This window comes from Synechococcus sp. NOUM97013 (assembly GCF_014279815.1).
In the GTDB taxonomy this organism is placed as follows: domain Bacteria; phylum Cyanobacteriota; class Cyanobacteriia; order PCC-6307; family Cyanobiaceae; genus Synechococcus_C.
Window position 1 is genome coordinate 980,407 of the sequence record NZ_CP047941.1, and the last position, 18,836, is coordinate 999,242.

Annotated in this window: 25 protein-coding genes; 17 read left to right on the forward strand and 8 right to left on the reverse strand. The window is 56.8% G+C overall.

Annotation, left to right across the window (positions count from 1 at the left end; genetic code table 11):
- Positions 1 to 90: 90 nt before the first annotated feature.
- The 3 genes from SynNOUM97013_RS05070 to SynNOUM97013_RS05080 are packed head-to-tail and all read right to left on the reverse strand — an operon-like array spanning position 91 to position 1,149.
- Positions 91 to 600, reverse strand: coding sequence for a DUF924 family protein (locus SynNOUM97013_RS05070; protein ID WP_186481049.1), 510 nt, complete (start codon positions 598 to 600; stop codon positions 91 to 93).
- Entirely contained in the window at positions 590 to 913 is a 324-nt protein-coding gene (locus SynNOUM97013_RS05075) for a hypothetical protein (protein ID WP_186481050.1), read from the reverse strand. Before SynNOUM97013_RS05075 ends, SynNOUM97013_RS05070 begins: the two co-directional genes overlap by 11 nt.
- Positions 910 to 1,149, reverse strand: a complete 240-nt coding sequence (locus tag SynNOUM97013_RS05080; RefSeq protein ID WP_186481051.1) for a hypothetical protein — start codon at positions 1,147 to 1,149, stop codon at positions 910 to 912. The genes SynNOUM97013_RS05075 and SynNOUM97013_RS05080 overlap by 4 nt, the downstream gene beginning before the upstream one ends.
- Before the next feature lie 82 nt (positions 1,150 to 1,231).
- Here SynNOUM97013_RS05080 and SynNOUM97013_RS05085 point away from each other — a divergent pair, with 82 nt between their 5' ends.
- Entirely contained in the window at positions 1,232 to 1,609 is a 378-nt protein-coding gene (locus tag SynNOUM97013_RS05085) for a hypothetical protein (RefSeq protein ID WP_370586450.1), read from the forward strand.
- Positions 1,610 to 1,782: 173 nt separating this feature from the next.
- Here SynNOUM97013_RS05085 and SynNOUM97013_RS05090 read toward each other — a convergent pair whose 3' ends face one another.
- The gene (locus SynNOUM97013_RS05090; protein WP_186481052.1) at positions 1,783 to 2,928 is read right to left on the reverse strand and encodes a hypothetical protein; all 1,146 of its coding nucleotides are present in this window, start codon (positions 2,926 to 2,928) and stop codon (positions 1,783 to 1,785) included.
- 432 nt (positions 2,929 to 3,360) lie between these two features.
- A complete protein-coding gene (locus tag SynNOUM97013_RS13630; RefSeq protein WP_222929836.1) occupies positions 3,361 to 3,522 on the reverse strand; it encodes a hypothetical protein in 162 nt (53 codons plus the stop codon).
- 286 nt (positions 3,523 to 3,808) lie between these two features.
- On the opposite strand from SynNOUM97013_RS13630, the gene SynNOUM97013_RS05095 reads away from it, so the two are divergent.
- The gene (locus SynNOUM97013_RS05095; protein WP_186481053.1) at positions 3,809 to 4,009 is read left to right on the forward strand and encodes a hypothetical protein; all 201 of its coding nucleotides are present in this window, start codon (positions 3,809 to 3,811) and stop codon (positions 4,007 to 4,009) included.
- Positions 4,010 to 4,022: 13 nt separating this feature from the next.
- Positions 4,023 to 4,376: a hypothetical protein gene (locus tag SynNOUM97013_RS05100; protein WP_255443005.1), complete on the forward strand. Its 354-nt coding sequence runs from the start codon at positions 4,023 to 4,025 to the stop codon at positions 4,374 to 4,376.
- A 556-nt stretch (positions 4,377 to 4,932) separates the two neighbouring features.
- On the opposite strand, the gene SynNOUM97013_RS05105 is transcribed toward SynNOUM97013_RS05100, so the two are convergent.
- Both SynNOUM97013_RS05105 and SynNOUM97013_RS13745 read right to left on the reverse strand, forming a co-directional pair.
- Entirely contained in the window at positions 4,933 to 5,130 is a 198-nt protein-coding gene (locus tag SynNOUM97013_RS05105; protein WP_186481054.1) for a hypothetical protein, read from the reverse strand.
- A 237-nt stretch (positions 5,131 to 5,367) separates the two neighbouring features.
- A complete protein-coding gene (locus tag SynNOUM97013_RS13745) occupies positions 5,368 to 5,820 on the reverse strand; it encodes a hypothetical protein (protein WP_255443006.1) in 453 nt (150 codons plus the stop codon).
- Positions 5,821 to 5,852: 32 nt separating this feature from the next.
- Between SynNOUM97013_RS13745 and SynNOUM97013_RS05115 the strand changes: the two genes are divergently transcribed.
- The 14 genes from SynNOUM97013_RS05115 to SynNOUM97013_RS05180 all read left to right on the forward strand — a co-directional run bounded on the left by SynNOUM97013_RS05115 (position 5,853) and on the right by SynNOUM97013_RS05180 (position 17,891).
- Complete coding sequence (locus SynNOUM97013_RS05115) at positions 5,853 to 6,008, forward strand: DUF2256 domain-containing protein (protein ID WP_186481055.1); 156 nt, start codon at positions 5,853 to 5,855, stop codon at positions 6,006 to 6,008.
- 969 nt (positions 6,009 to 6,977) lie between these two features.
- Positions 6,978 to 7,913 (forward strand): metal ABC transporter substrate-binding protein, encoded by a 936-nt coding sequence (locus SynNOUM97013_RS05120; RefSeq protein WP_186481056.1) that lies wholly within the window; start codon positions 6,978 to 6,980, stop codon positions 7,911 to 7,913.
- A gap of 2 nt (positions 7,914 to 7,915) precedes the next feature.
- Complete coding sequence (locus tag SynNOUM97013_RS05125; protein WP_186481446.1) at positions 7,916 to 8,656, forward strand: metal ABC transporter ATP-binding protein; 741 nt, start codon at positions 7,916 to 7,918, stop codon at positions 8,654 to 8,656.
- Between the two features lie 94 nt (positions 8,657 to 8,750).
- Positions 8,751 to 9,581: a metal ABC transporter permease gene (locus SynNOUM97013_RS05130; RefSeq protein WP_304623134.1), complete on the forward strand. Its 831-nt coding sequence runs from the start codon at positions 8,751 to 8,753 to the stop codon at positions 9,579 to 9,581.
- 72 nt (positions 9,582 to 9,653) lie between these two features.
- Entirely contained in the window at positions 9,654 to 10,238 is a 585-nt protein-coding gene (locus tag SynNOUM97013_RS05135) for a hypothetical protein (protein WP_186481058.1), read from the forward strand.
- Positions 10,238 to 10,576: a DUF3721 domain-containing protein gene (locus tag SynNOUM97013_RS05140; RefSeq protein WP_255443007.1), complete on the forward strand. Its 339-nt coding sequence runs from the start codon at positions 10,238 to 10,240 to the stop codon at positions 10,574 to 10,576. The genes SynNOUM97013_RS05135 and SynNOUM97013_RS05140 overlap by 1 nt, the downstream gene beginning before the upstream one ends.
- A 209-nt stretch (positions 10,577 to 10,785) precedes the next feature.
- Positions 10,786 to 11,139, forward strand: coding sequence for a c-type cytochrome (locus tag SynNOUM97013_RS05145; protein WP_370586451.1), 354 nt, complete (start codon positions 10,786 to 10,788; stop codon positions 11,137 to 11,139).
- Between the two features lie 40 nt (positions 11,140 to 11,179).
- Positions 11,180 to 12,139, forward strand: coding sequence for a permease (locus tag SynNOUM97013_RS05150; protein WP_186481059.1), 960 nt, complete (start codon positions 11,180 to 11,182; stop codon positions 12,137 to 12,139).
- Between the two features lie 16 nt (positions 12,140 to 12,155).
- Positions 12,156 to 12,845, forward strand: coding sequence for a TIGR03943 family protein (locus tag SynNOUM97013_RS05155; protein ID WP_186481060.1), 690 nt, complete (start codon positions 12,156 to 12,158; stop codon positions 12,843 to 12,845).
- The gene (locus tag SynNOUM97013_RS05160; protein WP_255443008.1) at positions 12,842 to 14,227 is read left to right on the forward strand and encodes a hypothetical protein; all 1,386 of its coding nucleotides are present in this window, start codon (positions 12,842 to 12,844) and stop codon (positions 14,225 to 14,227) included. The genes SynNOUM97013_RS05155 and SynNOUM97013_RS05160 overlap by 4 nt, the downstream gene beginning before the upstream one ends.
- A gap of 27 nt (positions 14,228 to 14,254) precedes the next feature.
- Complete coding sequence (locus SynNOUM97013_RS05165; protein WP_186481061.1) at positions 14,255 to 14,962, forward strand: metal ABC transporter ATP-binding protein; 708 nt, start codon at positions 14,255 to 14,257, stop codon at positions 14,960 to 14,962.
- Positions 14,949 to 15,737, forward strand: coding sequence for a metal ABC transporter permease (locus SynNOUM97013_RS05170; protein WP_186481062.1), 789 nt, complete (start codon positions 14,949 to 14,951; stop codon positions 15,735 to 15,737). Before SynNOUM97013_RS05165 ends, SynNOUM97013_RS05170 begins: the two co-directional genes overlap by 14 nt.
- 55 nt (positions 15,738 to 15,792) lie before the next feature.
- The gene (locus SynNOUM97013_RS05175) at positions 15,793 to 16,686 is read left to right on the forward strand and encodes a metal ABC transporter substrate-binding protein (protein ID WP_186481063.1); all 894 of its coding nucleotides are present in this window, start codon (positions 15,793 to 15,795) and stop codon (positions 16,684 to 16,686) included.
- A gap of 44 nt (positions 16,687 to 16,730) precedes the next feature.
- Complete coding sequence (locus tag SynNOUM97013_RS05180) at positions 16,731 to 17,891, forward strand: hypothetical protein (RefSeq protein ID WP_255443011.1); 1,161 nt, start codon at positions 16,731 to 16,733, stop codon at positions 17,889 to 17,891.
- A 325-nt stretch (positions 17,892 to 18,216) separates the two neighbouring features.
- On the opposite strand, the gene SynNOUM97013_RS05185 is transcribed toward SynNOUM97013_RS05180, so the two are convergent.
- Positions 18,217 to 18,741, reverse strand: coding sequence for a HupE/UreJ family protein (locus tag SynNOUM97013_RS05185; protein WP_370586465.1), 525 nt, complete (start codon positions 18,739 to 18,741; stop codon positions 18,217 to 18,219).
- Positions 18,742 to 18,836 lie beyond the last annotated feature (95 nt).

Below are 18,836 nucleotides of genomic sequence, written 5' to 3' on the forward strand. Positions count from 1 at the left end.
AGTGCAACGGCCCTGAAGTCCTACAGAGCTCACAGTCGATTGTTTGGTGACTGATGTCATGTTTTGGCATGGCTCGACGTTTGTCTCCACTCAGCGTCCGAGAGCTGCATCCCGCCATGGATACCGCCCATGTCTGAGGAGACATTCTCGGTTGCGACGTGCCACATCTGCCGTCGCCTGATCCACCCATTGCTCCATCAGCGGGATGACGCGTTCCACGCGGATCAGGCACTCCGCATGCAGCTGGGGCATCAGCCAGAACTGACGCCGTGCCTTCAGGGGTTCTTGCTGCAGCCAGCCTTTCTTCAGGGCAAGGTCACTCAACTGTTGTGCGCGTGCATCACCGTTGAAGGCCTGCGCTTCATCTCGCCAGATCTGACGAGAAAACTGATCCAGAAGCAAGACCAGTGCCAGGGCTGACTCGAAATGATCTTCCCAATGTTTGAGACCGCCCGACTGTGCTGTTTCGGACAAGGCCCCAAAGCGATGACGCAGCTGCAAGTCCCGTGCATCGCTCCGCCGGAACCATTGCCATGGTTTTGACTCGTTGAACCAGAAGTTGAGGATCTCTCTGGACTGATTGCTGTTGTCAGCTGGCATCACGCACACGCTTGACGGCCAGACCGGCTTCAGTCGCTGTCACCGCAGCAAGCGCGATTAAGCCGAGCAGACCAACCCATTGGTTGCGCGTCTCAAGAGCTGTAGCAGCATTTTGGCCGAGGACGGCGCCTGCAAGGAACCACGTTGTGGCAAGCACGGACGTGATCCAGTACGCCTTCCAACGGCGTTGGTACAGATACCCGGCACCGAGACCCGGGATCACGTTCAAGACCACAGCCACCCAGCCGGCGGAGGACGCTAAGACCTGCTTTTTGGTGGGTTGGGCAGAAGTCTCTGGTGCGGAAGGCGTCATGCGTTTTTCTGACTTGCGGCGTAGGCCACGGCACCACCGGCAACCAGGGTCAGAAGACCGGTGCTCAACAGAAAACCGGTCAACATGATCAGCCCCAGGAAGGAGCCCAACAACGACATTTTCACCCGCAGTAATTTGGATTTCATCAGCATCACCAGCAAAAGCAGCACGGTGGCTTTCAGGCCTGCGATCTTGGCTGCACTGATCGGACAGAACGGAATGAGTGGTGGAAGCATGGGTGCGTTGCTGCGCAGGGGTGCGACGCTGTCACTCTGACGTTTCCAACGTTCTCCTGTGGATCAGCGTGGTCAAGAGCTGTTGAATCGGATTTCGCGTGGGCTGTTTTCACTTCTGCTGCTGAGTTCGCTTTGGCTGGGTTTCAAAGCTGAGCCCGTGGCGGCGGCATGGATCTGTGACGGTGATCGACTCACCGCAGAAACGATTCATCTGGGCCGTGATGCGATCGGCACAACCATGGAACCGATTCCCAACATCAGCGATGGCACTTCACCCGGTGATTTGATTCTGCTCACTTGGCGCGGTATGACGCTCCAGTTACCGCGTACGAACAACGCAGGGGTTCCCAGCTACACCGATGGACGTTGGTGGTGGCAGGTGGAGGATCTGGACCACCCCGATTTCCGCCAGAGGCGATCGACCATCACGCAGTACAAATGCGAAGCAGAGCCATCCTGATCGTTGGTCAGGCTGCGGATGCCAACCCTTGAAGCAGCATGTATTCATAGGCCGCTGCGGCAAGCAGCAACACACCAATCACACCGATCAGCACGCGACCATCCATGACGTCGACGGCTCTCAGCCGCAAAGTGATTGCATCAGCAAGCTAGTCGCGATCACTGCTGTTGGCTTCAGGCGTTGTTGCGTTTTCGACGTTGCTCCTCTTCTTCAAACCGATCGGTTTCTTCAAGGATCCAACCGTCATCCCTCATCATTGAGTTGATGACCTGATCGCGGTAGTCAACCTCAAGTGCGCCGTTGTTGCCAAAAGCTGCCATCACCTTGTGGCGATCGCTGATGATTTCTTCACGGAACAGCTCGTAGAGATCTGGGTTTTCGATGAGTACAGGGTCTGGCTTGCCATCCATCCGCCACAGCCATCGGTAGAAGAACGGTTTGTGCTTCGCCTTCATCTGCACGACACGCATGAGCTCGCTGGTTGACAGCAGATCACAGCGAGTTTGTGTGTCCCAGATCTCTTCGTTACTGAGCATTCCTGCTGCATGTTTGCAGTGATCGAAGAGGGCTTTGATGGTCTGCTGGGGTGTGAGCTTGAAGGACAGGGATTCAGGATCAATACCCTCTTGCACCAGATACACCATCCGGTTGAGGGCGTCTTTGCTGAATGTGCCCGTCAAGGCATAAACAGCTGCGGCCTTGCGGATGTCCCAGAACCAGCCGGGATTGTCGCGGCAGGCAGTGGCGATCAGGTCGTCAAATGCGTTCTGGGCATCTGCGCTGATGTGGATGGATAAAGCCTGGATTGCTGCAGCGAATGCATCCTCCAATTTTTGAGAAAAGTGTTGTTGATAGGTCTGGTAAGTGGAACTACTGCGCCATTCCTCTGCAGTGCTGCTCCATTGCGGCGGAGGCTCTGGGCACCGGTACATCTGAAAGCGTTCCTTGCCCTCCAGACTCCAGTTGTAAGCCCTCAGGTCTTCGGCATTCACTCCTTCCACAAGGTGAAAATCAACGTCCTGGCCAGACGTCACGAGACGCACAACCGCGAGTGTGCTTTGTGGAGGGTCGATGGTGTCGATGGCGATCACGCCTCTCCCCTCGCTCGACAGTTCAATGAAGCGTCCGTCGTTGCGGTGGCTGAAACTATGCAAGCAGTTCCCTTGCGCGCGTTCGCTTCGAAGTTTCTTGGTGATCGGATCAATGCTGGTGGTGTATGACCCGATCGGAGCGCCCTGAATGCCGTTGGGTCTCCAGGCGCTTTCATCATCCCGGCAGATGAACACAACGCGGTTGTCGATCTGCTGGCTCAAGGTCATCGTTCCGGGGGCTCAATCATGACTGTCTGTGCTGCCCCTGAATGATGTGCTCAATCCTTTACTGATCTCGGGGATGAGATTCTCTGCTCGGTCAGAGTCAGCCTGCACTCAGTCAGGCGTGCTTCAAATGCTCCATTCTAATCTTCACATTGTCAAGATTCTCTGTAGGTGTTTCTTCTTGCCCGGAAAGAAAAGCGCCAATTACAGCAATTGAAAACAGAATAATCAAGAGAAATAAATATTTCATGGATTGGATTTGGTTGGTTGATATTCGGATGTGCCTGGGCGATGATTTTCTCGGAATGCATATGCAATTAGAAAACCACGCCTAAACGGGTATTTCCTTAGACATGAAGTGTGGCTTGATTGCAAAAAGTTGCTTCTAGTGAGATGATTGATTGGTGATTTAAATTTAATCAGGATTCGATTCATTCATGACTCTTCTGTTTTTTCGGGGGCTTCGTCCACGCGGCAGAGCCATTCAGGCAAAGGCTTTCCATCCTTGTCTTTGCAGTCCTTAATGCTGTCAACATTGACGTTGCAACCTACAACGATGACGGACAAGATGAGAATGGATGAGATTCGCCGGGCCATGGGTTTATCTGCATTTCAAATCCAATTTAATTGATTTGTGGCTACCAGTCGAACGGGTTGCTTTTGATTCAATCGTTGTCCCAATAGGCTGTTGCGTGCTTTTGGCGTTGTTCTGAGCTTTGGCCATTGGGCTTCTCGGCCGTTGTGGAATGCCGATGGTTGTCCTCCCTTGTCGTTTCGGATTGCTTGCAGAGCCGTCACCGGGGCAGTTCACTCAGAGATGATGGGCCTTCAAGGGGAAAGCTTTTTGCTTGTTCCCGATCGCTAGCAGCATGAAGGCTTTGTGATGCATTGGGATGATCCGCGCTGGATTCTTGTGGCTTGGCTTGTAGTGGCTGTTGCCAGTGCGCTGCGCTTCTGGCGAATCACAGGACCATTCCGTGCTCGCTTGCGCAGTCAGCAACGGCTGGCAGAGCTCAACCCGGATCAGGCAAGACAGTCGCTCGAGCGCTCTTGGAGAAAGCGTGATGCGTCTAACCCGCACTGAATAAAATTGCTTGATGGTGAATCCCATCTCTCGAGAACAACTGGAACAGGACTTGGCCCAGGCCCAGGACCTAGGTCGTTGGCTCAGCGATGATGAACGTCTTGAACGGCAGCGCGCAGAGGAGCAGGTGCTTGTCGCTCAGCAAGAGCAAGAACAACATCGGCGCAAGCTGGTGGCGTTAACCGTAGTTTGTGTGGTGATCCCCCCGTTATGGCCACTTGCTTTTGGTCTGACCCTGCATCTTCTGTTTCCGAAGACCTTTCGTCAGTTGCTGTGGATTGCTGGCGGAAGTGCGGTGTTGTTAGCAGTGCTGACGGCCGGTGTCGGTTTGGCAATTGCGTCGCTTCTGTGGGTGCTGATTCAATAAATGGATCCGAAAACAATGTGACGTAGGGCACATAATGCGAATTATGCATGCATAATTACATTGCTCGTGCGTGTGGTGACACAGACCGCGGGCGAAGACTCGTCAGCTGATCGCGACAGCTGGATGAGTCTTCATGGCTTGTTGAAGTTCTGGATCAGACATGGAGAATGAGCCATGTCAGGGAGCAACCTATTAAGAGGGACACCAGTCCGAGGATTGCTTTCCAAAAACGTGGGTCGTTGGGCTCAAACAAAAAATGATCTGATCAACCGATCAGTCTGATGGAACCTTTGTCAACTTGGCGTAGTAGATCAGTCCTTAACTTGAGATCTTGGTCGTCAAGGTCTTGAAGCATCAAGACAGACCGATAGGCGTCGACGCTGATGCTGCTGTGGAGCTTGGCGTTGAGGTACAGCTCAACCATCCTGTTTACCAGAGTTCAATGACCCTAGTGCCCGTCGGAGGAGAGCGGGGCTCCCCGGCCTCTAATCAGTGTTTCTGGGAGAACGGAGGTTCTGGAGGTGGTGGGCTTGCGTCTGTGCTGACGTCTGGTGCTTTAGCAATCAGTGCTGTTGATCGGTGGAATCCCCTGCTTCATCACCCAGCTGGTGGCTGCCTTTTGCGTTTGCCATGCCTTCATGAGTTGTCTGGCTAGTTGACGCAGCTGTTCAGGGTCGGTTGTCGTTTCCAGGGTGCGATTGAATTGTTCGATCTGAAAGCGCTGCTCGATGGTGAGTTGAATGCTGCCGTTCATGTCGATCTCCATGAGGGAGTGATTGCAAGGTATCGGCAGAAAACAAACAATTTGTTGCAGATCGCACGGTTAAGCCGTTTTTTTAGGAACCTCTCACTTAACGCCTGCTCTTTGAACTACGTCTGTCGTTGGTGCGGAACATTCAGTAGATCAGTTGATCAGTGAATTGATCCATCTGTGGATGCCATAGGCATGCCACCAAGGCGGATGGTGGGTGGCAGGCTTCGTCGATTGTGTTTAGGCCAGGGCTTGAGAGGCCATAGCTGATTCGCTCCCAAGGCCGTGTGCCAGGGCAGACACATAACGGCGTCCGGCACGATTGGCATCCTCGACAGATCGATAATTGCCCACATGCGTGTATTCCTTTCCGTTGGTTGTCGCGGAAACGGAATAGAGGTGCTTGGTGACGCGTTGAACGCTCCAGTGCATGAAACAGGCTGGTGCTGACTCGTGGCTTGTCATGCTCACCTCGTCGCTGAATGTGTGCAATTTATGACAAACGTGGGATCCTGAGACATGGGCTTCTTGTTTCGCAAATAAGTATTTATTTTTGCTTAATAAAAATGCCTCGTTGACTTTTGCCTCAAAGCATTTTTTGTTGTTTTTCATCTCGGATTTGGGTGGCCATGGCGTCTTGACGCTTCTGGCATTGCCTTGGGCGAGACTCTTTTGCTTGCCGAGGCTGGCCATCATGGTCTACCCCTTACGTCGCAACGGCCTGGATGCGTCCAAGTGATCGCCCCACCAAGATCTGCCCCGTCTGTGGAAGGCCGTTTCAATGGCGCAAGAAATGGAAGGACGTCTGGGACGACGTTCGTTACTGCTCGGAGCGGTGCAGGCGCCATAAAAAAACCTCCGATCGAAGATCAGAGGGTTGAAAACTGGTGCCAAAGCTCCCATCACCCGGCCCGTGACAGTCAACAGGGCACTACGAAATGCGCTCTGTTCACCACACCATCAATAGGTCTGGTGTGCGGCTTTGCGCAAGCCCCAGATCTAGCGTCTCCAGTGGTGTGAAGGGGGAGTTTGTGCGGGTGCAGGGTGAGCACAGCGCGCGACAAGTTGACTTGGCAACACTAGATCTAGTGTGTGACGATCTGAAATTGTCTTTTCTTGTTTTTGCAAGAAAAGCCCCCTGCCGAAGGCGGGGGGTGGCTGAGGTGGTTCCGCAAACGTCTTGCCTTGTTTCGACGGCGCGCTCCCACCGCGTTCCTCACTCGCAGACGATCGCGAGGAAACTGTCACTGTGCCAGTTGCTCTTGGACGCTTGGTCTGCTGGCCGTAGAGGTCTTGCGTCGGTTTTGCAGTCAGCAATCGGCCCCTTTGTCATCGCCATTCAACGAAGGCCTGATGGTTCTTCCTGGCTTGGAGTCCGTGAAGGGTTGGGGCATCCCTTTCTCGGTCTCAATCCATGAAAACCCTGTGCTTCTGTTGAGCCTGCGTGAATGATGATTACGCGACGGATGATTGGGGTGCCGAACACTTTTTTCTTGTTTTTGAAGTCGTCTGTCTTCTTGTTATTCCGGTCATGTTGTGTTGAGTATTTGATGGTTTATTTCCCGCGTTGTTGTTCATTGCACCAGTCTGGAAAGCTTTGCTGGTCTAAGGTTTTATAGAGGAAGCAATCAGCACATACGATCAAGATTTAGGTGAGGAAGTTGTTTTAGGCTTTGGATTGGTTCGCCGATCGAAGCCTGGAGTTCCGAAGAATTTTGGGTTTTTGTGGTTATGGCTGTGCTCTGGCTGCCGCTTGATGGGATTTCCGCCCTGCCCTAGAGCAAGAGATTGGTTTCCTAGTGTTCTTGCCATTCATCATCCGGGAGCTTTACTGATTGGCGACGCGTCACATGCCCCTTCCCGCCGTGGTTGTTGGACTGCTGGCGCTGCTGATGGCCTGCTCAGGACCAAATCGTGTTCCCTCCACTGATCGTGACGCCACAACTGATGCTCGCCCGAAGGTTCTGACCACCTTCACCATCCTTGCCGACATGGCGAGCAATGTTGCGGGAGGTCGCCTGCAGGTGGAGTCGATTACGAAGCCTGGTGCTGAAATTCATGGCTATGAATTCACGCCCAGCGACATCGAGCGGGCCTCCGGAGCCGATCTCATTGTCGAGAACGGTTTGGGATTGGAACTGTGGGCCAGGCGGTTTACAGCTGCTGCCGGCCAGGTTCCGACTGTGACGCTGACCAATGGACTCCAACCTCTGTTGATTGAAGAGGATGCTTATGCGGGGCGCCCCAACCCCCATGCCTGGATGTCGCCCAAGACGGCTCAGCACTATGTCGATCAACTCGTGCTGGCTTTCTCTGAATTGGACCCTGAGGGCGCTGAGGCTTATCGGAGCAACGGTGAGCTCTACAAGGCCCGTCTGCGAACCCTTGATGCGGAGTTGCGCCAGAGCCTGGCGACCTTGCCTGAAAGCCAACGGTTGCTGGTCAGTTGTGAAGGTGCTTTGAGCTACCTCGCACGGGATTACGGATTGCAAGAGGCCTATCTCTGGCCGGTCAACGCGGAAAGCCAGATCACGCCACGCCGGATGGCCAGGCTGATCGATCGCGTCAAACAGGATCAGGTGCCAGCGGTGTTCTGCGAAACCACGGTGAGCGATCAGCCGCAGCGTGAGGTTGCCCGAGCCGCGGGAAGTCGCTTCGGAGGCAGTTTCTTTGTTGATTCTTTGTCAGATGACAACGGTCCAGCTCCCACTCTGCTCGATCTGCATCGCCACAATGTGAAACTCATTCGAGCTGGTCTTGGCTCCCCCGCCGATCCAACCCCATGACGATCCGGATCGCAGCAGAGCAGGTCTGCGTCGACTACAACGGCTCCGTCGCGCTGTACGACGCGTCCCTGTCCCTTCCTGCTGGTTGCATCTGCGGGCTGGTGGGCATGAATGGCGCAGGCAAATCGACGCTGTTTAAGGCCCTCACAGGATTTGTGCGTCCTTCCAGAGGTCGGATTCGCATCAATGGGGTCAAAGTGGCGGCAGCACAACGGGAGCAGGCTGTTGCTTACGTGCCCCAAAGTGAGGGCATCGACTGCGATTTCCCCGTTTCCGTCTGGGATGTCGTGATGATGGGGCGCTACGGCGCCATGAATTGCTTGCGAATCCCGCGTCAGTCGGATCGGATTGCTGTTCGTGCCGCACTGGAGCGCGTTGATCTGCTCGATTTACGCGATCGACCTCTGGCCGCACTGTCCGGTGGACAACGCAAGCGTGCCTTCCTTGCCCGCGCTATTGCCCAGCGCGCTTCGGTGTTGTTGCTCGATGAGCCTTTCAATGGCGTGGACGTTCGCACAGAAAAGCTGATGGCGGAACTCTTCTTGCAGTTCCGCCGTCAGGGTTGCTCGATTCTGATCTCCACCCATGACCTCAGTCACGTGCGTGATTTCTGCGATCTCGTTGTCTTGATCAACAAGACGGTGCTGGCCTACGGCGAGACCTCCGAAGTGTTCACTCCCGAGAACCTGTCGCTGGCATTTGGTGGTGTTCCGCCTGATCTGCTGCGTGGCCATCCGCAGTGATTGGAAGGACAGTTGTGTTCGATCAGGCGTGGTCCATGCGTCTTTCTTGCGCAATCTGCTGAGACAATGGTGGTGAACTGAGATCTCGGATTTGCTGGAGTTGCTGCTGGAACCGCTGCGCCATGACTTCATGGTGCGTGCGCTGTTGATCAGCGCACTCGTGGGTGGTGTCTGTGGATTGCTCTCTTGTTACATGACCCTCAAGGGCTGGGCCCTGATGGGGGATGCTGTTTCCCACGCCGTGCTGCCAGGAGTCGTGCTGGCTTATGCCCTCGGCTTGCCGTTTTCACTTGGTGCCTTCGTGTTCGGTGTCGGCTCGGTGGCAACGATCGGTTTTGTGAAGCAGAAATCGCGGATCAAGGAAGACACCGTGATCGGCTTGGTTTTCACAGGCTTTTTTGCGCTGGGGTTGGTGTTGGTCTCGAAGACCCGCAGCAACATTGATCTCACCCACGTGTTGTTCGGAAACGTTCTGGGCATCTCAGCGGCAGACATCAGTCAGACCTGGTGGATTTGCTCCGCCGTTGTGGCGTTGTTGTTGCTTTTCCGGCGAGACCTGCTGCTGTTCTGTTTCGACCCGACCCACGCTCGCTCGATCGGCATCAACACCGGTTTCCTTCACTACCTGCTGCTGTCTGTGTTGTCTCTCGCTGCTGTGGCCGGTTTGCAGACCGTGGGCATCATTCTGGTGGTGGCGATGCTGGTGACTCCAGGCGCGACGGCCTACCTGCTCACGGATCGCTTTGATCGCATGACCTGGCTCGCTATTGGCAGCAGTGTCTTGTCGAGTTTGGTTGGTGTGTATGTGAGCTACTGGACCGACAGTTCGACCGCTGGTTGCATCGTGCTGGTGCAGACCGGACTGTTTTTGCTGGCGTTTCTGCTGGCTCCGCAGCATGGGATTCTGCGCCGCTCCTCACCATGAACGTGTCGTCGGTTGCCGCCGGATTGGACCGTGGCTAAGGACGATTTATCGTCCCCCTCCCTTCAACTTCAAATGGTGCGTTCCTTCTGGATCGGCAGCGTCTGTGCCGTGGCGTCTCTGTTTGCAGCGCCGGTGGCAGCAGAGACCGACAAGGTTCAAATTTTCAACACTCAGATCATGCAGAGCGAGGTTGAACAGGCTCAGCAGGGGTGGTGTGATGCTCTGCTCACCATCAGCGCGGCATATCAAACCGGAGGTTTCGAGGCGGCGAAGGTTGAGGCGGCGGCTGTGATTGATACGGCCTATGCCTTTGACATTGGCCCCGTCGCGTTCAAACCCACTTACACAACAGGCCCTGAAACGTTCCGGACCACCAGAGAAGGAGCCATTGCGTATTTCGTCGGTCCGGATCCATCCATTGCACTGTTTGGAAGTGATCAAGGGTTTGCCACCTATCGCCATTGGGTCGACTGCGAGGTGGACAACTACGTGATTCAACTAATGGGCAACACGGCCAACACCATGGGTCTGTTCAGATTCAAAGATTCCAATGGGCAACGTGCGCTGGTGGAGAAGACGCTGACCTATCTGCGTGACCGTGACGGTCAGCTTGAGATCGTGCTGCATCACTCCTCAGCACCCTTCGATGCCCGCTGATGACCGACCGGTCGTCAAAGGCCGCTCCCATGGTGGAGAATGAACGCATCACCCCCTTGTTGATCAGCCTGATGCTCCTGTCCAACCGTGCCATCATCCGGGGCTCCTTGGCCGTTGCAGCTGCTTTCACCCTTGTGGGAGCACAGTCGGTGAGCGCTCACCACGTTCCCGGCGACGACCACACCGGAACACTGCTGACCGTTGATCCCTCTGCGACAGCTCAGGGTCAGAAAACCATGTTCACCACCCGCTCTGAAGCCGAAGCTGCTGCTGTCAACTTCGACTGTGAAGGCGCTCACCAGATGGGAGACATGTGGATGCCTTGCGCTGAGCACTGAGTCACTGATATCAACGCTTTTCAGAAAGCGACCCATCGACCTCAACTCCTGGATGACCGGGAGTTGAGGTTTTTTTGTCTCAGGCTCCCAAGACTGCGCCTCAGCCTGGGTAAGGGCCAGACACAACAAGAGATCAAGTTGCCTGTTTATGCAACGTTGGTGACGATGGCTGCAGAGCGGGGAAGGATCAGCCAATAATCGGTTCATTGATGTCGATGGCTATGCGCTGCCTGCTTTCGCTTGCTCTCGCTCTTCTGATCAGTTTTTGGTCTCCGGTTCAGGTGATGGCCGCTGATCTCACCCGTGGCGGTCAGCTGTTCAATCTCAACTGCGCTGCTTGCCATGCGGGTGGCGCCAATGTGCTCAAGAGCGAACGCTCCCTTAGCCAGGATGATCTTCAGGCCTACCTCCCCAACTATCTGAAGGGGCATGAAACCGCGATCGTTGCCCAGGTGACTTACGGCCGCAATGCGATGCCCGCCTTCCTGGACATTTTGAGTGAGAAGGAAATCGAAGATGTTGCTGCTTACGTTGAAGATCAGTCCATGAAGGGCTGGAGTTGAGCAGCATTTCTCCAACGGTTGGAGCTGATCCTTCGGGTCAATGACGCGTCTCGCTACCGGATGGGCCATTTTTCAAGGCCTGCTGATTGAGGCGCTTCCCTTTCTGTTGCTGGGGGTGACCATTGCTGGGCTGGCCCGCTGGCTTGTCCCCCAGTCCACCTGGGTGCGGCGTCTTCCACGCCATCCTCTGCTCGCTCCACTGGTTGGAGCTCTCTTGGGTTTTGCTTTGCCGGCCTGTGAATGCGGCAACGTTCCCGTGGCACGACGTCTTCTGGCCAGTGGTGCTCCGCTGGGCACCGGGTTTGGCTTTTTGTTTGCGGCGCCTGTTCTCAACCCGATTGTGTTAGCCAGCACCTGGGCTGCCTTCCCTGACAAGACCTGGCTGCTGTGGGCGAGGCCAGCTGGTGCCTTTTTGATCGCGCTGTCCTTAAGTGCACTTCTGGGGTTGCTACCCGAAGCCAAGCTGCTGGAAACGGCGTTGCTGGAAGAGCGCCGCATGAGTCAGCCCCTGTCCAGTGTTGGCCTGCTCGAACGTCGTGGCGGGGTGCTGGGATCTGCTCCGGTTTCGTCTGAGCAACGGGACGACACTCCAGGCATCAGTCCCCGCCTGCTGATTCAGCACAGCACCCGAGAATTCCTCAGCCTGCTCACTTTGCTGGTGTTGGGGAGTGCCTTGGCTGCGTTGGTTCAGACCTGGCTGCCGCGCAGTTGGCTGCTGGCCCTCGGTAGTGCACCGACGTTGTCGGTGATTGCGCTCATGCTCCTGGCTTTGGTGGTGTCGGTCTGCTCGAGCGTCGATGCTTTCCTGGCGCTTGGGTTTGCCGCTCAGGTCACCCCCGGGGCTCTGTTGGCCTTCCTGTTGCTTGGGCCTGTGGTGGATCTCAAGCTTGCTGGGTTGTTCACGGTGTTGCTGACGCCAAGAGCCATCGCGATCACCGCGGCATCAGCCTCGCTGATGGTGTTGTTGATCGGTCAGTGGGTGAATCTCCTTCAGCTGTGATGTCGTGATGGCCCCAATGACACGAAAGCCGCGATTTCTGCGTTCTCCTCTGCTTCCACCCCTGGTTGTGGGGCTCTGGGGATGGGTGCTGTTGTGGAGCACGCTTTCGGGACGACTTGATCTCCTCTTGAATGCGGCCTTTCATCCCGTCGTTGGCATTGCCGGGGTGGTGTTGCTTGTTCTGTCCGTCCTGCAGTTGCGCTGGGCCATCAAGCAACGCAACGTGATGGCATCCAGGGGGTGGTTGTTTTCAGGTCTGGTGGCTGTCGCGATTCTGGTGGTGCCTCCTGAACCGTCCTTCAGCGATCTGGCGGCTAGTCGTCCTGACAGTCTTCCGGAGGCACCTCAACTCAGCTTTTTCCTGCCGCCTGAACAGCGAACGCTGACGGAATGGGTGCGGTTGCTGCGCAGCCAGCCCGATCCTGAACTGCATGCGGGTGACCCGGTGCGCATCAGTGGCTTTGTGCTGAAGCGTCCTGGAGAAACTCCCGAATTGGCCCGCCTCACGGTGCGTTGCTGCCTCGCGGATGCCACACCGGCAGGGATTCCCATTCTCTGGCCGGAGGATGCCAACCCTGAAGCGGATCAGTGGCTTGAGATCGAGGGAACCTTGGTCGTGCAGGAACGTGATGGCGTGCCAGTGAATGTGGTCCAGCCCACCAGCATTGAGGAGATTCCCCGTCCAGAGAGGCCGCTGGAGCCATGACGTCACCGCGTCCGATCGCTCCCATGCGTCTGCTGTTGGGGTGTCTTGCCGCTCTATCCGCGCTGGCTGTTGTGCAACAGCAGGTTCTGTTGCGACGACCGCCTCGCTTGCAGTCGGTGGGCATTCAGCCGATTCGATCCGGAGCGGCGGCCTTGGACGTGGTGTTCAGCCGGCCGATGAATCCAGATTCTGTTGCTCAGAGTGGGTTGCTTCCTGATGTCGCTCACCGCTGGTTTGGCGTTCAGGACCGACTTCGACTGCTGGTCGCTCCAGGGCAGGCGTTGCAGAGTCCTCTGCGATTGAACCTGTTGGGCCGGGATCTCAGGCAGCTGTCGTTGCCTCCCCAGCAACTCTGGTGGGACCCGCGACCTCATCTCCTTGCTGTGGTGCCCTCGGAGGAGGGTGAGAGCCTGCAGATGCAGTTGCGAGATGGGCAGTGGCAGGCCCTGGCCCCTGCTCAGCAGACCATCCTTCAGATCGAACCGCTTGGCAATGGTGCGGGTGTTGCCTTAGTCAGTGATGACGATGAAGCGCGTCAGCGCGTGCTCTTGCGTGCGTTGGATCAGCGCGCCTTGAGTGCCCGTCGGACTGGGCTGCGTGACCCGCAGCTTGGATCCCTGGAGGAGCTTGAATCCGGCGCATCGGGGGCGTTGTTGTTTGCTCATTTGAGTAGCAACCAACGCGGAGATCTGCTGGTGCAATTGGGGGGCTTCGATCCCGTCAGCGATCGCATCTGGATTCAGTCGGCGCAGCAAAAGACGCGTGTCCTGGATCTTGAACCCAGTGGTGCCTTGCGCTTGCTTCCCGATGGAGGTGGTTTGGTGATGCCGTCGTACGACGGGTTGGAACTGCTGGCGCTTGATGCTCGCGATGCGGCATCCACCCGACAGTCCTTGCCTGGACGTCGTGAGGTCAAAGCATTCTGTTCCGGTTCCGGGCGCGCATTGTTGATCCGTCATTGGCCGGATTACAGGCGATCCATTGAGCTGGTGATTCCTTCTCGACCGCCGCGTGAAGTGTGGTTAGGCGACGCCGGCGTGATGGCAGCGGCCTGCAACACCGCGGGGGACCGGCTGTGGGTGGTGCTCAGGGAAGCGGGCCGCAGCACAGATGATCGCTTGCTGCTGTTGGATAGCGAGGGCAACCAACTCAACAGTGTGTCCCTGGGGACATGGCGTCTGACGTCAGGAGCTGAACTCGATTACGACCCGGTGAGCAACCGTCTGCTCACCGTGGTGAAACAGTCGGATGCCGCCGATGGCCGGGTGGCTTTGATCGATGCCGGCACCCTGAAGCTCGAGGTGCTCAATCAGCCGGCTGTGCTGGCGCGTTGGTTGCCGGCCGGCGGAGAGCTCACTGACGTTTCCTCCCCCTCTCGATAGGTTGAGTGGGAATCGTTCTCATGCCCTATGGGGGTTGCCCCCCTTGTTGCGCAGGGCCTGACTGTGGCCTACGGCGAGCGCACCGTTCTTGATGATGTGTCGCTCACGCTGCAGAGCGGAACGCTGACGGCGCTTGTCGGTGCCAATGGAGCCGGGAAGTCCACCTTGCTGCACTTGCTGCAGGGGCGTCTCACCCCCACTGCTGGACAGGTCGCCTGCGATGGGATGCCGATTCAGGGGTGCCGCGATCGGGTGGTGTTGATGCCTCAGCGCGGCCGGATCGACTGGTCGTTTCCCATCACCGTGCGGGAGTTCGTGGCGCTTGGAGCGATGTCGCGTCGATCGTTTGCGTGTTGCGATCGTGATGCGGCCTTGCAACGGGTCGGCCTTGGGTCCCTGGCCGACCGACGTTTGGATGCACTCTCTGGAGGCCAGCAGCAACGGGCCCTTCTGGCAAGGACGCTCGTGCAGCCCTCGCGTGTGCTGCTGTTGGATGAACCCTGTGCGGCCATTGATCCGCCAACGCGCGATCAGTTGCTCTCACTGATGCGTCAGCTTGCCGATGCGGGGCAGACCCTGCTTGTCAGTAGTCATGACTGGGGCACGGCCTTGGATCACTACGACCGGGTGATCGTTCTGGATGGCCGTGTGCTGGCCGATGGTCCCCCTGAACAAGTGCGCCAGTTGCTGGGCCAGCAGATCAATCCAGGAGCGCAATGCCATGACTGCGCTTGATCTCTGGCTGATTCCGTTGCTGATGGCGTTGCTTGTGGGCATTGTGTGTCCCGTCACTGGCACCTTGCTGGTGACGCAGCGGCGCGTGCTGCAGGCCAATTTGATTTCACACGCTGTTCTTCCTGGTGTGGCAGTCGCTGTGGCGATGGGAATTGACCCTGCCATTGGCGGAGTGGTCAGTGGTTTGTTGGGCTCCTTGATGTCTGAGCGCATGCAGCGAGCGCAACCGGCTGGACAGGAAGCCGTGATCAACACCGTGCTTGCCGGTTTCTTGGGCCTTGGGGTGCTGTTGATCCCTTTGCTGGACCTGCGCCTCGATCTCGAAGCTCTGTTGTTCGGTGATCTGCTGATCGTCGATTGGTACGACTTGGTGCGGGTGTTGGTGGCTGCGGCGGCGTTGCTGCTGCTGCTGCTCACCCGTTACTCCCAGCTCGTGTTTGTTGGGGTGGATCCCGATGGAGCCGTTGCCGCTGGCTTGCCAGTGAAGACCCTGCAGTTGGTGCAGGCGCTGGTGACCTCCATGGTGATCGTCAGCGCCATGGCAGCCGTGGGCGTGATTCTCGTGATCGGTCTGCTGTGTGCCCCAGTGCTGCCAGGGCTCTGGCGGGTGAGCAGTCTGCGGGCCGCGATGCTGCAGTCGGCGTTGGTGGGATTGGCGTTGAGCGCCGTTGGCTTTTTGCTGGCTGTGCCGCTGAATCTGCCTCCAGGGCCTCTGATCGGCGTGGTTTGCATGCTGCTGCTGTGCATACCTCGCCTCAGGCCAGCGAATTCGTAGCGTGCTGGACGACGCCGTGAGAATGATTATCATTCGTGGAGTGATAATCATTCTCATGTCTGTCGCGGTCATCACCTCAGCGGCAGGGGTGCTGCTGGCAGCGGCGACCTCCACCCCCACCATCGTTGCCGCGGATGGCATCCTTTGCGATCTCACCAAGAAGTTGGTGGCGAACGACGCCAAGGTGATCTGCTTGATCCCCGCCGGCGCGGATCCCCACACCCTGGCCTTGCGTCCGGCAGACCGCACCAGCCTGGGGAAAGCCAATCTGGTGCTTCTCAACGGTTACAACCTGACGCCGGCATTGAAAGGCGTCAAAGCGGGTGGTCCCGTGGTGTCGTTGGGTGAGATCGCTCTGCCCAACAATCCTCAGAACGATCCCCACCTGTGGCATGACCCGGCCAACGTCGCGGCGATGGCCAACGTCAGCGTGCTCAAGTTCAAGCCCTTGTTCAGCGGTCAGCAAATCGCAGCGATTAACCAGCGGCGTACGGCCATGGCTGGGGTGTTGAACTCTCTGGGGAGTTGGACGGCCCAACAGGTCGCAACGGTTCCCGAGCCCCAGAGGGTTCTGGTGACGGGGCACCGTGCCTATTCGTTTCTCTCGAAACGCTATGGCATTCGTGAGCTGCCAGTGATCGATGAGTACGCCACAGGCGGGCGCATGCGCCCCTCCAGCTTGAACGCCATCAGCAAAGCGATTAAAGCTTCGGGAACCAAGGTGATTTTTCCGGAATCCCTACCTCCTTCGAAAACCATGCGGCGCATCAGTCGTGCCAGCGGCATTCCCTTGGCGAGCAAAGCGTTGGTGGCTGACGGCCTGGCCCCTGGCAAAAGCCTGATCCAAACGGCAACCAGCAATGTCTGCACCTTCGTGGTGGCTCAGGGAGGACGCTGTGACCAGCAAGCTGCAGCGCAGCTTCAACAGCGCTGGTCTGCGATTCGCTGACTAAAGAGCACTTTTAAACCCACCACTTCTCCCCCTCTTTTGTGATGAACAGCTTCAAGTTCAAGTTGCTGAAAGCTGCCTCTTTTTTGGCCCTGCTTGCAGCCGGAGATTCAGCTCTCCAGCAGGTTCGTGCTCATGGTTCCGCCGGCGGCGAAGAGCCTTTGCCTCCCGGAGAGTTTCGTGCCATTCCTGTGATGACGATCGAGGGGCATGGAGGTTTTGAGAACAATCTGGAGGGGCACCCTGAGCATTACGCCATCGATGGGCAATTCGGTGTTGTTTTGGAGTGGGGGCTTCCCAATGAGGGAAGTTTCGCCATTGAAGCGTCTCTTGGCCCTGCGCTTGTCTGGGGAGAAGCGGAACATTTCTATGGCCGTGTTCACGTGGAGTCCGGCGATCACGATGCTCACGAAGGCAGTGATGAACACGAAGGCCACGATGATCACGAGGAGCATGAGGAACATGCGGGCGATCATGGCGACCACGACGATCACGACGAGCATGAAGACCATGCGGAAGAACATGGTGATCACGAAGGCCACGAGGATCACGACGAGCATGAAGATCATGCGGAAGAGCATGATGATCACGAGGATCACGACGATGGCCATGACGACCACGCGGGTCATGCAGGCCATGGCCATGGATCAGGGGCTCCATTCCGTCGCACGGACATCAAGGGGTATCTCCAAGCCCGATACCAACCCAACGACCGCTTGGAGTTATCCCTCGCCTGGATGCCTTACTACGTCACTGGCGAAGGCGAGGATTTCGGCACTGGTCTGAAAAATGAGGTGGGTGCCAAGGTGGTCTACGCCTTTGGCGATGGCGATGTGAATTTCGCTCTGGGTGATGGTCTTCAGGATGTGATTGACGGTGTTTTTGTGTCGGTTGAAAACCGCACGGGCTGGGAATCGGATGGCACCTACATCGGGAACTACACCGACCTGTGGCCTGGATTTGGTTTCAACATCGACCTTCTGAACATCACCCTGTCCGGTGGTCCTCGCTTCTACATGCCTGGTGATTATTCAGGATTGTCTCAGCGCACTGACTGGGGTGGTGAGATTGAGTTGGAATATCCAGTGGCTGAAAATGTTGTTCTCTTCGCTCATTGGGAACCCGTTTACAGCACTGAGGGTGGTTCAGGATGGGGCGTTGGCTTCCAGCATCATGTGGGTACAGGCGTCACGATTGCATTCTGATTGCCGCCATATTTTTGATTTGGTGATTGAACTCCCGTGACTTTTTAAGTCACTCGACTGCTTAAAGAGACGCGACCTCGATTGACCTCTTGATGGGGTTGATCGAGGTTTTTTGTTGATGCTTGATGGGTCTGGAAGGATAGTTTGCTTTGTCTGACTCGGTTTTAAAAGTTGGTTTTTGATGGTTGCTTGCCCTGGTGTGTGTGTGGGTGCAAGTGTTCAGCATTCATTTCGTTTGGAAGGCGCGTCGGACGCAAAAAAGTCCTGCCAACACCCGTTGGCAGGACTTTTGAGTGATCTCTGATCCGTTGGATGGATGTAATCGTCAGTCGACGAGAGCGACCCAGGAAAACGCCAAGCCAATACCAATCCAGATGCCGGCGCCAAGGCGTTGACCCTGGACTCCCAAGCGTTCAATTAGCCCTTTCGACCAAGCGGTGACGAGAAGCAGCAGAGCTCCCTGCCCCAGAAGAAGTCCAAGGAAATACGTGGTGAGGGGTGTGGCTTCAGCCCCCACAATCGTGCTGCCAAGCAGGAAGCCGTGCAAGGCAATCAGCGGCAGCAGCCATGCTGCGGAAAGCACCGTCAGTGCAATCAGGCCCTCCGCGGCAAGACTCAGGGACACCAGGGCTTCTGCCCAGGGTGCGATGGCTTCAGGAAGAGGAACGAATTGCGACAGCACACTGCCGAATAGGCCCACGGCGAGAAGGGGCAGCACCCAGGCCAGGGGGCGCTTCAGACCAATGAAGGCAATGGCCACCAGAAACAGCAGGTGGTCAGGGCCCAGCAGGGGATGGCCAATGCCACTCAGCAGCCCCTGCCAAGCCGACAGGTTGGCACTGTCACCCATGCCAAAGGGGTGATGAGCGCTTGCGGGAGCGGCAAGTGATGCAGCCAGCACAACAGGAAGTGCAATGGCGCTGACCCTTTTCAAGGTCTTGGGTG